Source organism: Pseudomonas sp. P105, assembly GCF_032614175.1.
GTDB lineage: Bacteria > Pseudomonadota > Gammaproteobacteria > Pseudomonadales > Pseudomonadaceae > Aquipseudomonas > Aquipseudomonas rhizophila.
This window is the reverse complement of sequence record NZ_CP126693.1, coordinates 541,191-559,944: the sequence shown is the minus strand read 5'-3', so window position 1 is coordinate 559,944 and position 18,754 is coordinate 541,191. Positions and strand designations below refer to the sequence as shown.

General features: G+C 59.2%; 16 protein-coding genes. 1 reads left to right on the top strand and 15 read right to left on the bottom strand.

What is annotated here, in order from left to right:
- Positions 1-123: 123 nt before the first annotated feature.
- The 5 genes from hldE to QOM08_RS02355 all read right to left on the bottom strand — a co-directional run bounded on the left by hldE (position 124) and on the right by QOM08_RS02355 (position 6,506).
- Positions 124-1,545 (bottom strand): bifunctional D-glycero-beta-D-manno-heptose-7-phosphate kinase/D-glycero-beta-D-manno-heptose 1-phosphate adenylyltransferase HldE, encoded by a 1,422-nt coding sequence (gene hldE, locus QOM08_RS02375; protein WP_047225895.1) that lies wholly within the window; start codon positions 1,543-1,545, stop codon positions 124-126.
- 99 nt (positions 1,546-1,644) lie between these two features.
- Positions 1,645-2,241 (bottom strand): adenylyl-sulfate kinase, encoded by a 597-nt coding sequence (cysC, locus tag QOM08_RS02370; protein WP_139048590.1) that lies wholly within the window; start codon positions 2,239-2,241, stop codon positions 1,645-1,647.
- Positions 2,242-2,283: 42 nt separating this feature from the next.
- On the bottom strand, positions 2,284-4,074 hold the full coding sequence (gene msbA, locus QOM08_RS02365) for a lipid A export permease/ATP-binding protein MsbA (RefSeq protein WP_139048591.1): 1,791 nt from the start codon (positions 4,072-4,074) through the stop codon (positions 2,284-2,286).
- Between the two features lie 129 nt (positions 4,075-4,203).
- Positions 4,204-5,400: an O-antigen ligase family protein gene (locus QOM08_RS02360; RefSeq protein WP_316912510.1), complete on the bottom strand. Its 1,197-nt coding sequence runs from the start codon at positions 5,398-5,400 to the stop codon at positions 4,204-4,206.
- Positions 5,394-6,506: a capsular biosynthesis protein gene (locus QOM08_RS02355; protein WP_139048593.1), complete on the bottom strand. Its 1,113-nt coding sequence runs from the start codon at positions 6,504-6,506 to the stop codon at positions 5,394-5,396. The genes QOM08_RS02360 and QOM08_RS02355 overlap by 7 nt, the downstream gene beginning before the upstream one ends.
- Positions 6,507-6,788: 282 nt before the next feature.
- Between QOM08_RS02355 and QOM08_RS02350 the strand changes: the two genes are divergently transcribed.
- Positions 6,789-7,421, top strand: a complete 633-nt coding sequence (locus QOM08_RS02350; protein WP_316912509.1) for a toluene tolerance protein — start codon at positions 6,789-6,791, stop codon at positions 7,419-7,421.
- A gap of 17 nt (positions 7,422-7,438) precedes the next feature.
- Here QOM08_RS02350 and QOM08_RS02345 read toward each other — a convergent pair whose 3' ends face one another.
- From QOM08_RS02345 to waaF, 10 genes are all read right to left on the bottom strand, one after another.
- Positions 7,439-8,725 (bottom strand): capsule biosynthesis protein, encoded by a 1,287-nt coding sequence (locus QOM08_RS02345; RefSeq protein WP_139048595.1) that lies wholly within the window; start codon positions 8,723-8,725, stop codon positions 7,439-7,441.
- Positions 8,722-9,624: a glycosyltransferase family 2 protein gene (locus QOM08_RS02340; protein WP_188252199.1), complete on the bottom strand. Its 903-nt coding sequence runs from the start codon at positions 9,622-9,624 to the stop codon at positions 8,722-8,724. The genes QOM08_RS02345 and QOM08_RS02340 overlap by 4 nt, the downstream gene beginning before the upstream one ends.
- Positions 9,617-11,365: a carbamoyltransferase gene (locus tag QOM08_RS02335; protein ID WP_139048597.1), complete on the bottom strand. Its 1,749-nt coding sequence runs from the start codon at positions 11,363-11,365 to the stop codon at positions 9,617-9,619. Before QOM08_RS02335 ends, QOM08_RS02340 begins: the two co-directional genes overlap by 8 nt.
- 252 nt (positions 11,366-11,617) lie before the next feature.
- Positions 11,618-13,057, bottom strand: a complete 1,440-nt coding sequence (locus QOM08_RS02330) for a lipopolysaccharide kinase InaA family protein (protein WP_139048598.1) — start codon at positions 13,055-13,057, stop codon at positions 11,618-11,620.
- Positions 13,057-13,809 (bottom strand): lipopolysaccharide kinase InaA family protein, encoded by a 753-nt coding sequence (locus QOM08_RS02325; RefSeq protein ID WP_139048599.1) that lies wholly within the window; start codon positions 13,807-13,809, stop codon positions 13,057-13,059. The genes QOM08_RS02330 and QOM08_RS02325 overlap by 1 nt, the downstream gene beginning before the upstream one ends.
- A complete protein-coding gene (locus QOM08_RS02320; protein ID WP_076382932.1) occupies positions 13,806-14,540 on the bottom strand; it encodes a lipopolysaccharide kinase InaA family protein in 735 nt (244 codons plus the stop codon). The genes QOM08_RS02325 and QOM08_RS02320 overlap by 4 nt, the downstream gene beginning before the upstream one ends.
- Complete coding sequence (rfaP, locus tag QOM08_RS02315) at positions 14,540-15,346, bottom strand: lipopolysaccharide core heptose(I) kinase RfaP (RefSeq protein WP_047225907.1); 807 nt, start codon at positions 15,344-15,346, stop codon at positions 14,540-14,542. Before rfaP ends, QOM08_RS02320 begins: the two co-directional genes overlap by 1 nt.
- Positions 15,343-16,467 carry a glycosyltransferase family 4 protein gene (locus QOM08_RS02310; RefSeq protein ID WP_139048600.1) on the bottom strand — a complete coding sequence of 375 codons (1,125 nt, stop codon included), beginning with the start codon at positions 16,465-16,467 and terminating at the stop codon, positions 15,343-15,345. The genes rfaP and QOM08_RS02310 overlap by 4 nt, the downstream gene beginning before the upstream one ends.
- Positions 16,467-17,525 carry a lipopolysaccharide heptosyltransferase I gene (gene waaC, locus QOM08_RS02305; RefSeq protein WP_047225909.1) on the bottom strand — a complete coding sequence of 353 codons (1,059 nt, stop codon included), beginning with the start codon at positions 17,523-17,525 and terminating at the stop codon, positions 16,467-16,469. Before waaC ends, QOM08_RS02310 begins: the two co-directional genes overlap by 1 nt.
- A gap of 1 nt (position 17,526) precedes the next feature.
- Positions 17,527-18,561: a lipopolysaccharide heptosyltransferase II gene (gene waaF / locus QOM08_RS02300; RefSeq protein ID WP_107321432.1), complete on the bottom strand. Its 1,035-nt coding sequence runs from the start codon at positions 18,559-18,561 to the stop codon at positions 17,527-17,529.
- Positions 18,562-18,754: the final 193 nt, after the last annotated feature.

The following is an 18,754-nucleotide window of genomic DNA, read 5'->3' as shown; positions in this document are numbered from 1 at the left end:
GAGCGAGCCTGCTCGCGATGGCGTTGGACCCGTCAGCCTCGATTTGGCTGACACATCGCTATCGCGAGCAGGCTCGCTCCCACAGGTTGGCGCATTGCCTGACACATTGTCACCAGCAAAGGCTCAGTGATTGCGGATCTTTTCCACAATCGCCGTCGTCGAGCTGTTTTCCACCAGCCCCAACACCTTCACAGTGCCGCCGTAGGCCGCGACAATGTCCGCTCCCACGACCTGATCGATCCCGTAGTCACCGCCCTTGACCAGCACATCCGGCTTGACCTCGCGCAGCAGGTTTTCCGGCGTGCCTTCGCTGAAGCTGATCACCCAATCCACCGCGCCAAGACCAGCCAGGACCGCCATGCGCCGGTCGACGCTGTTGATCGGCCGCCCCGGCCCTTTGAGACGACTCACGGATGCATCGTCGTTGACCGCGACGATCAGGCGATCGCCCTGGGCCCTGGCTTGCTCGAGATAGGTCACGTGGCCAGCATGCAGGATGTCGAAGCAGCCGTTGGTGAAAACGATTGTCTCGTTGTGGGCACGGGCGTCGTCGACGGCCAGCAGCAATTGCTCCAGGCCCAGCACACCCCGCTCGGAGCCTTCTTCGCGCTGGATCGCGCGGCGTAGCTCCGGGGCGCTGATGGCGGCAGTACCGAGCTTGCCGACGACAATGCCCGCCGCCAGGTTCGCCAGGGCCACCGCATGGGGCAGTTCCTCGCCGGCGGCGATGGCTGCGGCCAGGGTGGAAATGACGGTATCGCCGGCACCAGTCACGTCGAACACTTCACGGGCACGCGCCGGCAGGTGCAACGCCGGATGATCGGGACGCAACAGGGTCATGCCATGTTCGCCACGGGTCACCAGCAAAGCGCCGAGGTCGAGGTCTTGCATCAGCTGTGCGCCTTTGCTCACCAGTTCGTGCTCATCGGCGCAACCGCCGACGATGGTTTCGAATTCGCTGAGATTCGGCGTGATCACGCTCGCGCCGCGGTAGATCGAGAAATCCTTGCCCTTGGGGTCAGCCAGTACCGGAATGCCACGGGCACGAGCGGCCTGGATCAGCGCCTGATGGTTTTTCAACGCACCTTTGCCGTAGTCCGACAACACCAGCACCTTGACGCCTTCGAGCAGGTTATCGACCTCCGCCCCGAGGGCCAGGGGATCGGTGGCGAACGGTTCTTCGAAATCGATCCGCAACAGTTGCTGGTGACGGCTCATGACCCGCAGCTTGACGATGGTCGGCTGGTGCGCAACCCGCTGGAAAATCGCCCGTACGCCGGCGCCATTGAGGCTGTTGGTCAGGCTGTCGGCGGCTTCGTCGTCACCGGTCACCCCCACCAGAGAGGCCGGTGCACCAAGGGCGGCGATGTTCAAGGCAACGTTGGCGGCACCACCGGGACGGTCCTCGATGTGTTCGACCTTGACCACCGGAACCGGCGCCTCAGGGGAAATCCGTGAGGTACCGCCATGCCAATAGCGGTCGAGCATGACATCGCCGACCACCAATACAGGGGCTTGATCGAATCGCGGCATGGACAACTTCATGGAGCATCCCACATACAAAATGAACAGGGCCGCGATATTAGCACAGGGTTGAGGAAGGCTCTTGCATGGCTGTAAGCGGATGCGACAGCAGTTCTGGAGTCAGCGCTGCAGCAATGCCCACAACCGCTCGCAGGCCTCGCTCAGCGCTAGCTCGCCCGTGTCGATATCGCAATCGGGCTCCAGGGGGGCTTCGTACGGGCTGTCGAGACCGGTGAAATTTTTCAACCGTCCGGCCCGCGCTTCCCGATAAAGCCCCTTGGGGTCACGCAGGGCACAAACCTCGAAAGACGTGCTGACATAGACTTCAAGGAAAGCACCCTCGGGAAACAACTTGCGTGCCGCTTCGCGGTCGGCGCGAAATGGCGAAATGGCCGCAACGATGACAATCAGTCCGGCGTCGACCATCAACCGTGCCACTTCGGCGATACGCCGGACGTTTTCCTTGCGGGCTTCAGACGTCATGCCCAGGTCGCTGCACAAACCTCGGCGCAAGTTGTCGCCATCAAGCAGACAGGTATGAAGACCACTGCCGTGAAGCCGTACTTCCAGCGCATTGGCCAGTGTCGACTTTCCCGCCCCGGAAAGTCCGGTCAACCATATGCATCGCGGCTGCTGGGATTTGATCGCCGCCCGGGCCTCGGGAGAAATCGAGAGCCCATGCGGCTGTTGTAGCGAGACCTTTACCGTTCCATCCATAGCCGAGCCTCTCGCGAATATTGGAATCGCGCAAAACCGAAATCAGGCGAAGGTACCTTTCGTCACGTCGTCGGTGCCATCGATGAAATCCTTCTCATGCAAGCGGGCGTATAAACCGTTCAGTGCCAACAACTCTGAATGAGTACCTCGCTCGACAATACGCCCCTTGTCCATCAGCAGGATCAAGTCAGCCTTCTCGATGGTAGACAAGCGATGGGCGATCACTAGGGTGGTGCGTCCCTTCATCACTTGGTCCAGAGCTCCCTGGATGTGGCGCTCAGACTCGGTGTCGAGGGCCGAAGTGGCCTCATCCAAAATCAACAGGGGAGCGTTCTTGAGCAGGGCCCGAGCGATCGCCAGGCGCTGGCGCTGACCGCCGGAAAGCAGAACACCGTTTTCGCCCACCAAGGTGTCGTAACCCTGGGGCATTTGCTCAATGAATTCGGCCGCGTAGGCGTCTTCGGCAGCCTTGCGCACGTCCTCGAACGGGGCGCCTGCCAGGTCACCGTAGGCAATGTTGTTGGTAACGCTATCGTTGAACAGGGTGACCTGCTGAGTCACCAGGGCGATGTGACGACGCAAGTTAGTCAGCTTGTATTGCTCTACGTCCAAACCGTCGAGCAGGATCTGACCTTTGTCGTGATGATAAAAGCGCGGAATCAGGTTGGCCAAGGTCGACTTGCCGCTGCCTGAGCGCCCTACCAGCGCGATCATTTGCCCTTCTTCTGCGGTAAAGGAAATGTCGTCGAGCACGAGTTTTTCGGTGCCTGGGTACTGGAAGCTCAGGTTGCGCACCTCCAGGCGACCGTTTACACGAGCGATTTCCTGAGTCCCCGTATCCACTTCCGGCTCTTCGTCTAGTTGCTCGAAAATACTGTCCGCTGCCGCCAATCCTTTCTGGATCGTGGCGCTGACTTCCGACAGTTGACGAATGGGCTTGGGCAGCAAACCCGCAGCAGTGATGTAGGCGACCAGCTCACCGGCAGAAGCATCGCCGCGAAGATAAAGCACCAAGTACATCAGTACGGCCATACCAATATAAATCACCAGTTGCAGCATCGGCGTATAGATCGACTGGGTGCGGGTCATGCCCAGGCTGCGGTTCATATTGTCAGCACTGGCCTTGTGGAACCGTTCGATTTCGTAGGCTTCACCGCCAAAACTGCGAACGACACGGTAGCCCTGGATCGTCTCCGAAGCCACATGGGTCACATCACCCATCGCCACCTGGATTTTCTTGCTCTGCTTGCGAAATTTCTTGCTCGCGCTACTGACCATCAACGCGATGAAGGGAAGGATCGCCAGCAAGACGAGCGTCATTTTCCAGTTGCTATAAAGCAGGTATCCGAAAAGGAATACGACGGTCAGGCCTTCGCGGATCACCACTTTGATCGCATCGGTGGCAGCACCGGTGACCATGGTCACGTTATAGGTAATGCGTGAAATCAGGTGCCCCGAGTTATGGTTGTCAAAATAGCGGTTAGGCAGGGTCAGCAAGTTGTCGAACAGGGCGCAACGCAGGTCATGAACCACGCCACGGGCGACCTTGGCCAAATAGTAGTTACCTAGAAATGAGCCTATGCCTTGATAGACAGCAATGAGCACGATCAACAATGGCACGCCAAGCACCAGTGAAATCCCCATAAACTGGGTGTCGCTGGGCTTTTGCAAAGCGTCGAGAAAGTGCTTGAGCATGTCCGCCAGCATCGGTTGACTGGATGCGAACAGCACGAAGCCGATGATACTGATGGCAAAAGCTCCCCAGTAAGGGAGCACGTATTTCAGCAACCGCAGGTAAATCTTCATGCTCGATTGCTGGTCGGGATTGGCCATTCGGTGCGCCTCGGACATTTGAAAAGAGAGACAAGCTGCGGATTGTAACAGCGAACCCATTACAACATCGGCTCAGTCAGGACGGCCGCCAAAAGCGCAGAGACAGTGTTCGCATCAGCGCCGCAGGCATCAAGAAACGGAAGCGCTTTGCTTGGCGTCTGTAGTTGCCGTTTTCCCACGAGCAGCCAATACGATACTCACGGCGATCGGCAGCCATGTGATCAACCAGTCCGCGTTGGGTTTGAGCCAAAGACCAATGCCATCCGTCAGTAACGATGCCCCGGAAAAAACCCACAGCGCCAGCAACATTTGCCCCAGCGGTTGCGCTCGCGAAATCCAACCACGCCAACCAACCGCCAGCCACAGCCATCCGAATAACAGCAGACCAGGAACACCGAGGCGCACGCCGATATCCAGGAAGAGGTTATGGGGGTGCTTGAATGAACGTCCGATTTCAGGGATCGGGATGAGATATTCATGGAATCCTAGCCCCAACGCCCAGTGTTCCAGTAGCAATTGAACGCCGCCGCTCCATAGCTCCGGACGAAAGGAAACACCACGCTGGAGAAGGATCTGTGGCTTGTACAGAGCAACAGATGCCACGCCCAGGATTACCAGAAAGATCAAGGCGGCCCACAAGCGTGACGGTCGCGCCGCCCCCATTACAAGTAGACACACCAACAAACCGATCCACACACCGCGCGTCTGACTGAAGCCAAGGAACAGGGCATACCCCAGGGCCGGAATCAGCAACAACACCATTACGCGGGGGCTGAACCGTTTGGTCTGAAACGTGAAGGCGCCAATAATCGCCAAAGCCCCCACTGCATGCGCAGCCATGATCGCAGCGTCCCACAAGCCTATGGCAATCACCCGAGCGTTGAATGGCTTGACGGACAGTTGATAGAAGTAGACCCACGAAGCCGCTGCAAAAAAACCTCCGACAATCGATGCGTACAGCAGCATGGACTCGAACCGCCACTTACTGTTCTGTGCAGCCAATAATACGCCCAGCAGAGTTAGCGCAGCGTAAAGTGTCACCTTGCTCTTGCCGAAGACGTCATCCCCCCCCTGCAGCGCCAATACCAGTAGGGTCCAGGCCACAAATAGGATGAAGAGCAGACATTCAGGCTGCCTGAGCAATGAGCGAAAATCCCGACGAAACAGCGCCAACAAGGCGGGTAGCCACAATAGGAAAATCAAACTCTGGTGATAAAGCTTGTTACTCGGTAGTACCCATGCCCCACACAGCAGTATCAGAAATCCGGTCGATGCCCACAACGTCAGTACATCTTTGTCGATGAGCCTTCTCACTGCTGCTAGCACTCGGTTTTCCCCAGCATTCTGTTAGCGACCCGCTGCAACTGGGCGTTGTCGGCATTTTTCCAGCCGCCCTTGATGCAATAGTGTTCAGAGAGGTAGTGAAGGAAGTTGCGTCTCAACTGATCGTTGAGCGGCCATTGCGCAAACGCGCGCGCCAGCCCCATTAGCTGCTCGGCATTATCGGCGTGCATCACCAACCCCTCGATATTGAAGAACGCCTGGCCCAAGGTCAGCACCGGCTTACCCAAAAGCAAAGCCTCAAGGCCCACCGTTGAGTTCAGCGTGACCACAAACTGACTGGCCTCGATCAATTGCTGGGTGGAGTTGCCATTGGCGAACAACAGACGAGCGTGAGTGCGTTCATGCAAATCTGGATAGTGCTGGCGGCTGGATGGATGTTCTTTGAAGACCACTGTCAAACCGGTCTCGTCGGCCAGGCGCTCACCCAGGGCAAACATCTCCCGCATGTTCCGAACCCAAGGAGAAAACAACCGAACCTGACTATCGCGGTCATCCTGAAACGGAATAAAGACGAATTGCTCAGGTAATACTATTGGGGGAGGACCGCTGGCACGGGGCTTACGAGGAATCAGGACAGGCGCCGCCTGATGGTCAGGCACGGGATAAGGATAATTGAGATAAAAATCGACCTCACGCGGAACGGCGTTCAGGAAATTCACACCCTGGGGGTCAACGGTCGTGGTGTCGGGTAACAAGCCATTCTCGAAGAAGAACGTCTTACACCCAGGCGCAGCCAACGCCATTAACAGTTGGCAGTATCGATGTCCCCCATTCCAGAATACCAGCACATCGGGACGCTCGCGGTCGAGCAGGGCCTGGACACGCAACGCAACCCAGAGGAGTTCCAGACGTAACAATAAGCGATACAAGCGACCGGTGCTCTTATTCTTGACGCGCCGTTCCTCGCATTTTCTTTCGATCAGATTTGGGCTGTCGATTCGCGAAAGCACCCTGGATACTCGTAAGGATCTCGGCCAGGGCATCTCTGAAGGAGTAACGACTGTACCTTGTAGCTCGGTCTCATTAAGCAATCGATTGAAATAAAGCCCCTGATGCTTGGCCAGGGAAATGAACAGCATTTTCGTCATAGGGTGTCCAGAAAGTAGGCCGCATTCACCTACCAAAGTGTTTCATAACCGCCGTGCGACCAGTCCGCAGACATTAACATCCCGCTATTCAACGGCCCGCGCATAGGAGACTGCCAACATGAATCAAAAGATAACTAGTCGGTGGCAATGCCCGGGCAGCCCGCGCAAACAGGGGCATGCACCTCCTGAAAATTGGCACGACTATACCACAGCGGTTTTTTGCAGCATGCACACTGCGGTAACATACCCGGCTGCCCACCACGGGCATGCCTTGGAGCCTTGATGCAAACGCTCGATCACATTTCTTACCTCAACATGCGCGAAGACGCTGACGTTCTCGAAGCCGACGGCAAAGGGGACAAAGTTCTGCGTCTTGCCGATGGATCGATACTCAAGCTATTTCGCCGTAAACGCCTGCTGACCTCTGCCCTCTGGGCACCCTACGCCAAGCGCTTCGCCGACAACTGCAGAGCACTGCAGGAACGAAAAATCGAGTGTCCGAGAATTCGCCGGATTTATCGCATCCCCAGTATCGAGCGCGATGCAGTGCATTACGACCCATTGCCTGGGCGAACCCTGCGTCAGTTACTCGGCGTCGAGGGGAATGATGATCTTCGCGCACGGCTGGGCGAATTCATTGCCGGCCTACATGAAACCGGCATCTACTTTCGCTCCGCACATCTGGGCAACGTGGTATTGACGCCCCACAACACGCTTGGACTGATCGATGTCGCAGACCTGCGCTCTCAATGCAAGCCTTTGCGCAAAGGCCTACGCCTACGCAACTTCAAACATATATTGCGCTATCGCCAAGACCGCGAATGGCTGCTCAAGGACAACCAATTTCTTGAGCACTACCTGAACAATCAACACGTCTGCAGCGAGCGTGAACTGAACCAGGTGCTCAACCCCTGAGCCCCCAGCCGCCGACGTCAGCCAGCGGCGGCTAACTTGAAGGTTTCGAAGTTGCACGCAGGATCGGAGCCGCGAAGCAGGTCATCAACCAGCTGGGTGGTCTTCAGCAGTCCTTGGGAACCGTGTACCAAATGATAATCGGCAAAGCGCCGGGCTTGGGCCGAATGCGCTTGGTAATCCTGCTCAAGCGCTTTCAGTTGCCGGGAAAGCCCCTGCCCATCGCTCACTTGAGGCCCGAAAAATAACGAATGAGAGAAAATATCCACATCGCTGCCGGCATTCACGTGAATCACTGGTCGGCCCGCCAGACCCGCCTCAATGCCAGCGTTGGACATGATGTTAATGACGACACTGGCCTGCGCCAAAGCCTGAGCCAGCGAACACTGGCTATCCAGCAACTCGATATTGGTAAACTGCGCAGCGGCATCGCCCCAGAATCGCGCCTTGCTGCGAGGGTGACGCTTGAACAGCAAACGATAGTCCGGATTTTGTCCGGCCCAATCACGCAGTAACCGATAGGTGTCCTGATAACCCGATTCTTTTTCTCGGTCAGGACCAACCCCCAGAATCAATAACGTTTTAAGAGCCGGATCAGCGCCCGGCAGATCATAAGTTTCGTCAGCAAGGTAAGAACCGACCAACACCACCGTCGACTCACCGAACCGCAATCTTCGCTCTTGCAATGCAACCAGCGAGCTACGACCAAAAACACCATAATAGTCGTAGTCGTTCATCCCCAGTCGCCCTGAAGATTCCAAGGTTGTGGCATGAGCCAGTTGTAGCAGTCGAGCCCCACGCGCAGCAAGCGCCAAACGCAAGAACGGAGCATGAAGACTACCATTGCGTTCATTGATCAGTAACTTGGGTGAATACGTCATCACCAGCCACTGGGCATGGGCAGCGTATGCCAAATAACGTAACGGTACAGACTGCGGCGGCGCCATGAGCATGCGTCGGGCACAGGCATCCGACGGTGAGCGTAACGCTGCCTCCGCCAGAAGAAGCCCCCGGCTACGCAGAGCCTCGATCAGAATATTCTTGCGCTGCAACGCCATGGATTTCGGCGCCGAATGCAGCAACAACACCTCACAGGGCATGGCGACAACCGAATCGCTCAAACAAACCCTTGCGCGAATGCCGATCACGAACTCCACCAGCGCATCACGAACCAACCGTAGCAAGCTGGCGAAGCGACCATGCCGCTGGCGCAGCAGTTTCCAGCGATACCGGTCCAGCTCACGCGCTTTCTGTGCCCAGCTCTCTTGGCCCTGGATCACACTTTCACCGGTGAAAGGCGAGCTCACTTGAAAAGCGACCGAATAGCCTTGCGCGTATAAGTCCAGCGCGTGAGCGAGCGAACATCAGTACGCACGGCTTGAATATAAAAAGCCTTGGCGTTGACATAATCACCAGCGCTGTAGCAAGCGCGGAACAGCGACAGGCAGCGTTGAGCAAGGAAAGCCCGGCGCAGATCCTGCAACTGCGGCTGACGCGCCGGAGAAAAAACCTCGTCAACCATCCCCACGCCAGCCGCCAGGGCTTGCTTGAGGTCATGACGCATGCTGTCGTCATGCTTGTGGATCAGCGCCAGTGGCGCATCGAGCACACTGCATGGGAAACCCGCAAGCACCTGAGCAAACACCGGAATATCTTCGACACAGCGCAAATGCTCCGGGTAGTTGCCTGGCCCAAATACTTCTCGATGCATTGCACAGGCACCGTTGGACAGCGATACCGTCTTGTCCAACAGATAACCACGTACGCGCTCACGCGGGGTGGCGGGCAAGGGTTGTACGGCGTGCAGGACACGACGACCATCAGCGAATACCGACCAGTGACCACCGATAATCATGCGGCTGGTGGGATTGCTGGAGATATGCCGAGTCAACGCAGCCAAAGCACCAGGCGCCATCTCATCGTCGGCATCAAGGAAAATCAGATATGGCCCACGAGCCTCCTCGATCCCACGATTACGTACCGAGGACAAACCACCGTTGGGCTTGCGCAAAACCCGAAAGCAACCGGCATGCTCAACTTGGAGTTGTTCCAGGACTTGTGGCGTTGCATCAGTGGAGCCATCATCGATCACCAGCAACTCCGCCTGAGCATCGCGCAGTTGCCCCACCACCGAGTTCACCGCACGAGGCAAGGTATCGGCGTAGTTATAAGCAGGAATGACGACACTGATCAAAACTTCAGTCATAAACATCCACCCCCTCTTTGACCACCAGAATATCCTCCATGATCAGGTATTGCAGGTCAGAGCCAAAGAACATGTTCAGAGCGTCCGTAGGCGAGCAGATCATCGGTTCGCCACGGCGGTTGAGTGAGGTGTTCAGGGACACGCCGTTGCCGGTCAGTACTTCCAGAGCCTTCATCATGTCGTAATAGCGTGGGTTGTATTCACGCTTGAGTACCTGGGCCCGGGATGTGCCGTCTTCGTGGACGACTTCCGGCACGCGGGTTTTCCACTCTTCAGCCACTTCGAAGGTGAACGTCATGAACGGCGCGGGGTGATCGACCTTGATCATCTGCGGTGCGACCGTGTCGAGCATCGACGGGCAGAAAGGCCTCCAGCGCTCGCGGAACTTGATCTGTTCGTTGATGCGATCGGCCACGCCGCTGGCGCTCGGGCAACCGATGATCGAGCGACCGCCCAAGGCACGCGGGCCAAACTCCATGCGCCCCTGGAACCAGGCCACCGGGTTGCCGTCGACCATGATCTTGGCGATGCGCTCAGGGGTGTTGTCGATCTTGCGCCACGCAGGCTTGCTCGGATGGCGGGCGCAGGCGGCGATGACGTCTTCGTTGCTGTAGGCCGGGCCGAGGTAGACGTGTTCCATCTTCTCCACCGGCACGCCACGGGCGTGGGACACATAAGCTGCCGCCCCCACGGCGGTGCCGGCGTCGCCGGAAGCCGGTTGCACGAACAGTTCCTTGACGTCGTCACGGGCGATGATTTTCTGATTCAGCTTGACGTTCAACGCACAGCCACCGGCGAACGCCAGCTTGCCGGTTTCCTTGAGCACGTCGCCCAGATAGTGGTCGATCATCTGCAGCGCAAGTTTCTCGAACAGCGCCTGCATGCTGGCCGCGTAGTGGATGTACGGCTCGTCGGCGATGTCGCCTTCACGTTTCGGGCCGAGCCATTCGATCAGCTTCGGCGAGAAGTAGAAGCCTTTGCCCTTCTCTTTATATCGACGCAGGCCGATCACGTTGGCGTAGTCGGTATTGATCACCAGTTCGCCGTTTTCAAACGAGGCCAGGCGCGAGAAGTCGTACTTGCTGGCATCGCCGTAAGGCGCCATGCCCATGACCTTGAACTCACCGTCGAGCATCTCGAAACCCAGGAACTCGGTGATCGCGCCATACAGGCCGCCGAGGGAGTCCGGGTCGAAGAATTCCTTGATCTTGTGGATCTTGCCGTTTTCGCCGTAGCCGAAGAAGGTCGTGGCGTATTCACCCTTGCCGTCGATGCCCAGGATCGCGGTTTTCTCCTGGAAGCCCGAGCAGTGGTACGCACTGGAGGCGTGGGCCAGATGGTGCTCGACCGGCTCGATCTTGATCTTTTTCGGATCAAAACCCAGCTGCTCCAGGCACCAGACAATCTTGCGGCGATAGCGCTTGTAGCGACGGTTGCCCATCAGGATCGCATCGAGGGCGCGATCCGGGGCGTACCAGTAACGCTTGGCGTAATGCCAGCGCGCTTCGCCGAACAGGCTGATCGGGGCGAACGGGATTGCCACCACGTCGACGTCGGACGGCTTGATGCCGGCCTGTTCCAGACAGAACTTCGCCGACTCGTAGGGCATGCGGTTCTTTGCATGTTTATCGCGTACGAAGCGCTCTTCCTCGGCCGCCGCGATCAGCTTGCCGTCGATGTACAGCGCTGCGGAGGGATCATGGCTAAGGGCGCCGGACAGGCCAAGAATCGTCAATGCCACAGGGGTCTAGCCTCTTAATGTCTGCATGCGAGGCGACAAACGCCTCGAAAAAAGATGTGCCGCACGCCGGGGCGCGGGGCAGCTAAAGGGCGGGATTATAGCTTAAAAGCGTTGGCAAGCCTCGTAGGAGCTGCCGAAGCTGCGATCTTTTGATTTTGATCTTTCCCTTGAACCTCAAGGGGTAAAACAAAGATCGCAGCCTTCAGCAGTTCCTACACAGGGGACGTGCCGAAGCAGCTATCGGGGCACCCTTCAAAAACTTTTGGGCAACCGCTGATCAATCACCTGATACAACGCACTGTCTTGCGGCCAGTTGCGCATGAACCGCGCACGATCCCTGGCATAGGCGGGGGTGAAGCTGGAGAGGCTGCGGTGCTGGCACATGGAGTCCAGGTCGATCAGCACCCAGCGATCGTCCTGCCAGAGCAGGTTGTGGCCCTTGAAATCGCCGTGACTGATACGCTCGCGGATCAGGCCGGCGAACAACCGGTCCAGCGCCAGCAACTCAGGCTCGGGAGCGGCGCCGTTTTCGACGTAAGGGGCCAGGCGTTCGATGATGTCAGGCCCCGACAGGTGCTCGGTCACCAGGTAGGCGCCGCGACGCAGCCACAGAAAACGCTTTTCCAGCAGCGCCAGCGGCTTGGGCGTGGCGATACCGAGGAACGTCAGGCGATGACCTTCGCGCCAGGCATGCCAGGCGCGGCTCGGACGCCAGAAGCGCTTGAGCCAGTGGGCGAAGTTTTTGATGTTGTAGCGCTTGATCAACACGGAGCGCCCGTCCACATCGACTTTACCCACGCTCGCCGACCCACCGGTCTTGTATAAGTGGCCTTGGTCAAGCAAGGCATCGGCCTGCTCCAGTACCGGCGCCATGACCGCCTCTTCATCACGACGAATCGCCCGCAAACCGAACGGACCACGCTGCACGCTGAACAGACTGCACTCACGCCCGACTTTTTCCAGAAAGTCATTCAGGCGCCAGGCGTACACCTTGTCGATCTGTTTTTGCAGCGCCTCCATGGGCAATGCGTGCTCGGCGTTGCCCAGCAGGTAATGCACCAACAACTCTTCGTTGAAAGGCTCGAGGGATTTGGGCAACTGGGCGAAAAACACCCCCAGGTTTTCGAGCACTTTGTTGCGCGACAATGGCTGGCCCGGGGTTTCGGCGCGGATGCCGGCGCCGTCAATCAAATAGAGTTTGCCGCCGTGACGCAACAGATTGTCCAGGTGCAGATCTTCCTGCCACAGGCCTTTGCTGTGCAGCTGCGCAATCGCTCCCAACGCCTCGGCCAGTACCGCCGTTTGTTCGTCGGCGAGCAATGGCAGGCCCTCGACCTGTTTCCAGGCGTCCCCGAGGCTTTCGGCCCCCTCGAGCAATTCGAACAGCAGCCAACCACCCTCGCCTTCTTTCAGGCCATCGGCCAGCAACAGCGGCGTAGTCAGCCCCTGCTCGGCCAGCAGCCGCACGCCTTGCCGTTCGCGGTGAAAGTGCCTGCCCGCTTTGCTGCCGACCAGCAACTTGGCCAACACCGGACGGCCGCGCCAGACGCCAGCACCGACGTAGCGCTGTCCCGGCAACACACGCAACAGGGAAAGCAGCTGCAATTGCGCCGGGCCGGCGGCGTCCGCCAGCTCCAGGCTCAAAGGCAGGTTGGGGCTGCGGCCGGCGTTCTTCAATTCGGATAAATGCATCAACGAGCCTCCTTATGGCTGCGCCGGGCGGTCAGACGAGTCATCCAGCGGTCAACCAGTGCACTCTTGAGCGGTTGATCCAGGTAGGTGCAGAGCATCTGGCGCACATCGTCGTCACTCCAGGCTCGCGCGCGACGCAGCAAGGGCTCCAGGTCCTTGATTCGATCCCGCTGACCGAACAGTAGCGGCCGGGTCTTTTCGAGGTCGATCAACTGCGCCTGATAGCCACTGGCGGTGGCTTGCAAAAAAATGTGCTTGGGGTAGAAGCAACCATGGACCTGGCGCATGCCGTGCAGGCGTCGCGCCAACTGCCCGCAAGCCTGCAGGACGGTGGCGCGTTGCGTCGCCGCCAGGCTGGACCAGCGTTGCAGCAATGAATCCAGGTCATCCCAACCGTCCAGGGCACGCGTCAGCAGAATCGCCCGCACCTCCCCGCCCACGTTGCGCTGACCATAGAACACCGCTTGCAGGGCCGGAATCCCCAGTTGGCGGTAACGCCTGATGTTGCGAAACTCCCGGTAAAAGCTGGGCTCGCCGAAGGGGTGGGACCACGTCCTGGTGAGGTAATTACTCTGGCGCTTGAGGTAATAACCCCGCCCTTCCAGTTCCAGCCGGAAGACACTGCTCCAACCGCCGCCCGCGGTGTTGGGTTCATCCACCGCATCCAATTGCAGGTCCCAAAGGGCTTCGAAGCTATCCAGGCCGTGGCGTTGCAACAATGACTGGTCTTCAGTCGCCAGAAAATCAGTCATTCACGCCCCTCGAAAAATCTCACCACGTGACGGATGCGCTTCTTGTCACACGCATCGAGCCGGTTACGCTGGCGATACTGCAGGTAAAAACGCAGGCGCTGAGTGGCTGACAAATGATACTTGGCCACCTTGTCCAGGCACGCCAGGTCTTTGGTGATGCGATAGTTGAGCCAGAAACCGCGCCAGAAATCGCCGTTGGGGCAATCGATAAAGAACAGCCGTGACTGCTCGTCGATCAGCAAGTTGCGCCATTTCAGATCGTTATGGGTAAAACGATTTTCGTGCATGGTTCGGGTATAGCCGGCCAGTTGCCGACTCACCCCGTCGACCCAGGCACGATTGGCCAGCCTTGGATCGTGACGCCTTGCCAATGCCGAGAGGTCTTCGGTGCCCGGCAGCTCGCGCGTGATCATCGCGCCACGGTCATAGGCTGCGCCACGTCGCTCCAGCCCCCAGGCCACGACTTCGGCAGTGGGGATGCCCCACTTGGCGAAGCGCTTGAGGTTCTGCCATTCGGACTTGACCCGCGGCTTACCCAAGTATCGCCGCAGCCCCTTGCCGGCCCCGGTGTAGCGCTTGACATAGTAATTCACGCCGCTGCGCTGTACCCGAATCACCTCGGACAGCGGGTCCCGCGTCAGACGCTCGCCCTCTAGGGCGAACACTGCATCAAGACTGCCGAAATCCTCTGCCAGCTCAGCGTAGGAAGGCTCCAGTACCCAACCCGACATCAGAGCGCGCCCCCGTACCGCAGCTTGCGCGCATAAAGCCGGTTGGCTTTGCCTTCGAGCCAGGTCAGCAGCGAAGCTTCTTCGGCCAGGATCCGCCGTAGCGGCTGCTGGAAATAGCCCTTGAGGAAGCGCAACTTGTCACGCCGGGTCAGACCGATGTCCAGTGCAGAGAAGTACAGCGCCGCCAGGTCCTTGTTGCGCCAACGAAGGGGGATGGCCGGGCGGATCTGCGCACGGTGCAGGTCAATCACAGAAAGTTTGAAATCCGTGGCGGTCACGGGCTTATCGGTGTGCAGCAGAAAGTGGCAGATGTAGCAGTCGCGATGGTTGACCCCGGCCCGATGCATCATGCCGGTCATGCGCGCCACTTCGGCGATCAGGGCTCGCTTGAGCTTCGGCTGTGGCGGCTGCTTGACCCAGTCCATGCTGAGATCTTCAAGACTGACGGTCGGCGCCAGTTCTTCGGTGACGATGAACGAATGCTGGTCGGCCGGGTTGCTGCCTTTCTCGCCATAGGCGACGGCGGTCATGGTCGGCACACCGACCTGCTGCAAGCGCTGGATGGCTTTCCATTCCTGTCCCGCACCCAGTACCGGCAACTTGGCGGTCAGCAGGTTCTTGAAGATCTCGCGCCAACCGATGCCACGGTGGATTTTCACGAAAAAGCCACGACCATCCACCTCCGTGCGCAAGGTGCGCCGGGCTTCCAGTTCGCGATAGACCTCGCCCTTGAGCGCCTCGACTTCGGCGAACGCATCGCGTCCGGCCCAAAGGCTCTTGAACGGTTCGGCCAGCATCAATTTCATTGTGCGTGCTCCGCCAATATCACATCGGCCGCGTGCTGCGGCATGCTGTAGAGGTCGGCCGTCTCGGCGAAGGCCAGACCGTTGCGGCTCCAGGCCGCGCGTGCGTCGGCGTCACCCAACATCCGCCCCAGGTACTCGGTGAGCTGCGCCTGTTCGAACGGCTCGTCCAGGACCAGACCACTGTCGGCCTCGGCGATGTAATGGGCGTAACCACACACCGCGCTGACCAGCACCGGCAAGCCGGCCACCAGCGCTTCAAGCAGTACGGTGCCGGTGTTCTCGTTGTACGCCGGGTGGATCAACAGGTCGGCGCCCAGCAGGAAACGCGGAATGTCGCTGCGGCCCTTGAGGAAGCGTACGTTGTCACCAAGCCCCAACGCGGCGCTCTGCAATTGGAATACTTTGGGGTCGTCCTGGCCGATTACAAACAGGCGGGTGCGTTTTTTAAGCTGCGAAGGTAGCGCGGCCAGGGCCTTGAGGCTGCGATCCACGCCCTTGGTCTTGAACCCGGAACCGATCTGCACCAGCAGCAGGTCATCATCGGCCAGGTCGAATTCGGCACGAAACGCGGCGCGAACCTCATCGGCGTCGGCGGGCCGGCGACGATCCTGGGCGATGCCCGGTGGCAGCAGGTGAAAGCGCTCCAGCGGCGTGTCGTAGTGCTTGATGAACAAAGGCTGTTGCACTTCGGAAATCATCAGTATTTCGGTCTTGGCATCCTTGGCGAATACCGCTCGCTCGTACTCGGAAAAGTGGCGGTAACGCCCCCAACGCCGGTACAGCGAATTGCGCAGGTTCTGCGCCTTGTCTTCAAAGCAGCCGTCAGCGGCGTAATACACGTCCAGGCCGGGCATTTTGTTGAAGCCGATCAAACGGTCGACCGGACGCTTGGCCAGGTCATTTTCCATCCACGCACTGAGTTTCTCATTGCGACGGTGGTTGAACAGCGCCTTGACCGGCGCCACCAGCACTTCGAAGCCCGGCGGGACGTCACCTTCCCAGATCAGCGTGTAGACGCGGATCTGGTGACCACGCCGCTGGCATTCCAGGGCGATGCGCATGAAGTCACGCTGCAGGCCGCCGAAAGGGAAGTATTTATAAAGGACAAAAGCCAATTGCATCAGCGCGGCTCCTCAGCCAATAACGTGCTCAAGTGGCTGGCAACACGCTCGGGATTCAGACGCGTGAAGCACAGAGGCTGCTCGCGTTTCAGGTCAAACCGACGGGCATCTTCGGCGGTCGGCGGATAAGTGCATTGTTTCTGCATGCAGGGCGCGCAAGGGAAATCACTGGCGAGGTGAATCTGCCCCTTGCCATAGGCACCGGTCAGCACCGGATTGGTGGGGCCGAGCAGTGAAATGGTCGGTACATCCAGGGCCGCGGCCAGATGGCCAAGGCCGGTGTCCACGGCCACACAGGCCTGTGCGCCGGCCAACACCTTGCCCATCCCACCCAGATTCAGCTTTGGCAATACCAGGGCGTTGCGCAGGCCATTGGCAATCCGCTCGGCCCGGGCTTTCTCCAGCGGGCTGCCCCATGGCAGCTTCACCACGACGCCGAACTGCCCCATGCGCTCAACAAGTTGACGCCAGTAGAGCTCAGGCCAGTGCTTGGATTCCCAAGTCGTGCCGTGCAGGAACACCACGTAAGGGTAACTGCGCGGCAATTCAACCAGGCGATCGACATTCAGGCCGTAGCTGCCCATGGTTTTGGGCAGGTCATAACCCAGTGCCACAGCAAACAACTGGCGCACGCGCTCTACCGCATGCTGACCGCGAGCCACGCCCAGGCGACGGGAATAGAAGCGCGCTGCAAGGGGTTCGCGGGCCGATTCTTTATCCAGGCCTGCCACCGGGGCCTTGACGTAGCGGGTCAGCCAGGCGCTTTTCAGCAGGCCTTGGGCGTCGATCACCAAATCGTACTTCTTGGCACGCACGCTTTGCTTGAAACGTCGCCACTCGCCGCTTTTGATGGTTTGCCAGAGGTTCTTGCGCCAGCGACGAATCGCCACCGGAATGACTGTATCCACCGCCGGATGCCAGGTAGGAATTTCGGCAAAGCCTTCTTCCACCACCCAGTCGAACCTGATGCCGGGAATCGCCCGCGCCGCGTCGGTCAGCGCTGGCAGGGTGTGAACCACATCCCCCAGCGAAGAGGTCTTGATCAGCAATACCCGCAAGTTACTGAACCTCCACCGGTGCGCCCTGCAAACGCCCCAGGGCATCGTTCACCGACGGCGGCATGAGCTGGCGCAGGCAGTTGTAATGACCGAAGCGACAGGTGCGGTCGAAGCACGGGCTGCATTCGATGCCCAGGCGTACGACCTCGACTTTTTCGGCCAGCGGCGGCGTAAAGCCCGGCGAAGTAGAACCGTACACGGCCACCAGTGGCCGGTTTAGGGCGGCGGCCACGTGCATCAGGCCGGAGTCGTTGGACACCACCGAATCGGCGCAGGACAACAGGTCGATGGCTTCGGCCAGGGAGGTATCGCCGCTGAGATTCACCGACTCCTCCCGCAGACCCGGGATCAGGCGCGAGCGGATGTCCTCGCCCACCGAATGATCGTTTTTCGAACCGAACAACCAGACCTGCCAGCCTTCGCGAATCTTCGTCTCGGCGACCTGGGCGTAATGCTCCGCCGGCCAGCGCTTGGACTCACCGAATTCGGCGCCTGGGCAGAGAGCCAGCACCGGGCGGTCCAGGCTCAGACCGAACTTGGCCAGCGCCGCTTCGCGGGTCACCGGGTCGATCGCAAGACTTGGGCGCGGATACGGCTTGGGCAACTCGGCACCTGGCTCGTAGGCCAGGGCCATGAAGCGCTCGATCATCAGCGGGTAGCGTTCTTTGTCCAGCGTGCGCACGTCATTGAGCAAGCCGTAGCGGAACTCGCCGCGCCAGCCGGTACGTTTGGGGATACTGGCGAAGAACGGCACCAGTGCCGATTTCAACGAATTGGGCAACAGGATCGCCTGGTCGTACTGACCGGCCAGGGACTTGCCGATGCGTCGACGGGTCGCCAGCTCCAGCACACCGTGGCCGAGCGGGAAGCTCAAGGCCTTGCGCACCTGGGGCATGCGCTCAAGAATCGGCCGACTCCACTCGGGGGCCAACACGTCGATTTCGCACTGTGGGTGGCGCTGCTTGAGGCACTGGAACAGTGTCTGCGCCATCACCATGTCACCGACCCAACTGGGCCCTACGATCAGAATATTCATGTGGCTTCCAAAAACGATGCGGGGAGGCCTACGCCTCCCCGCCTCGACAATCACTGTGGCTTAGGACGTTGCCTGCTGCCGTCACTCTACAACTGTGGGAGCGAGCCTGCTCGCGATGAGGCTCTCACATCCAATATCAATGTCGCCTGACACTCCGCTATCGCGAGCAGGCTCGCTCCCACAGGGAAATTCA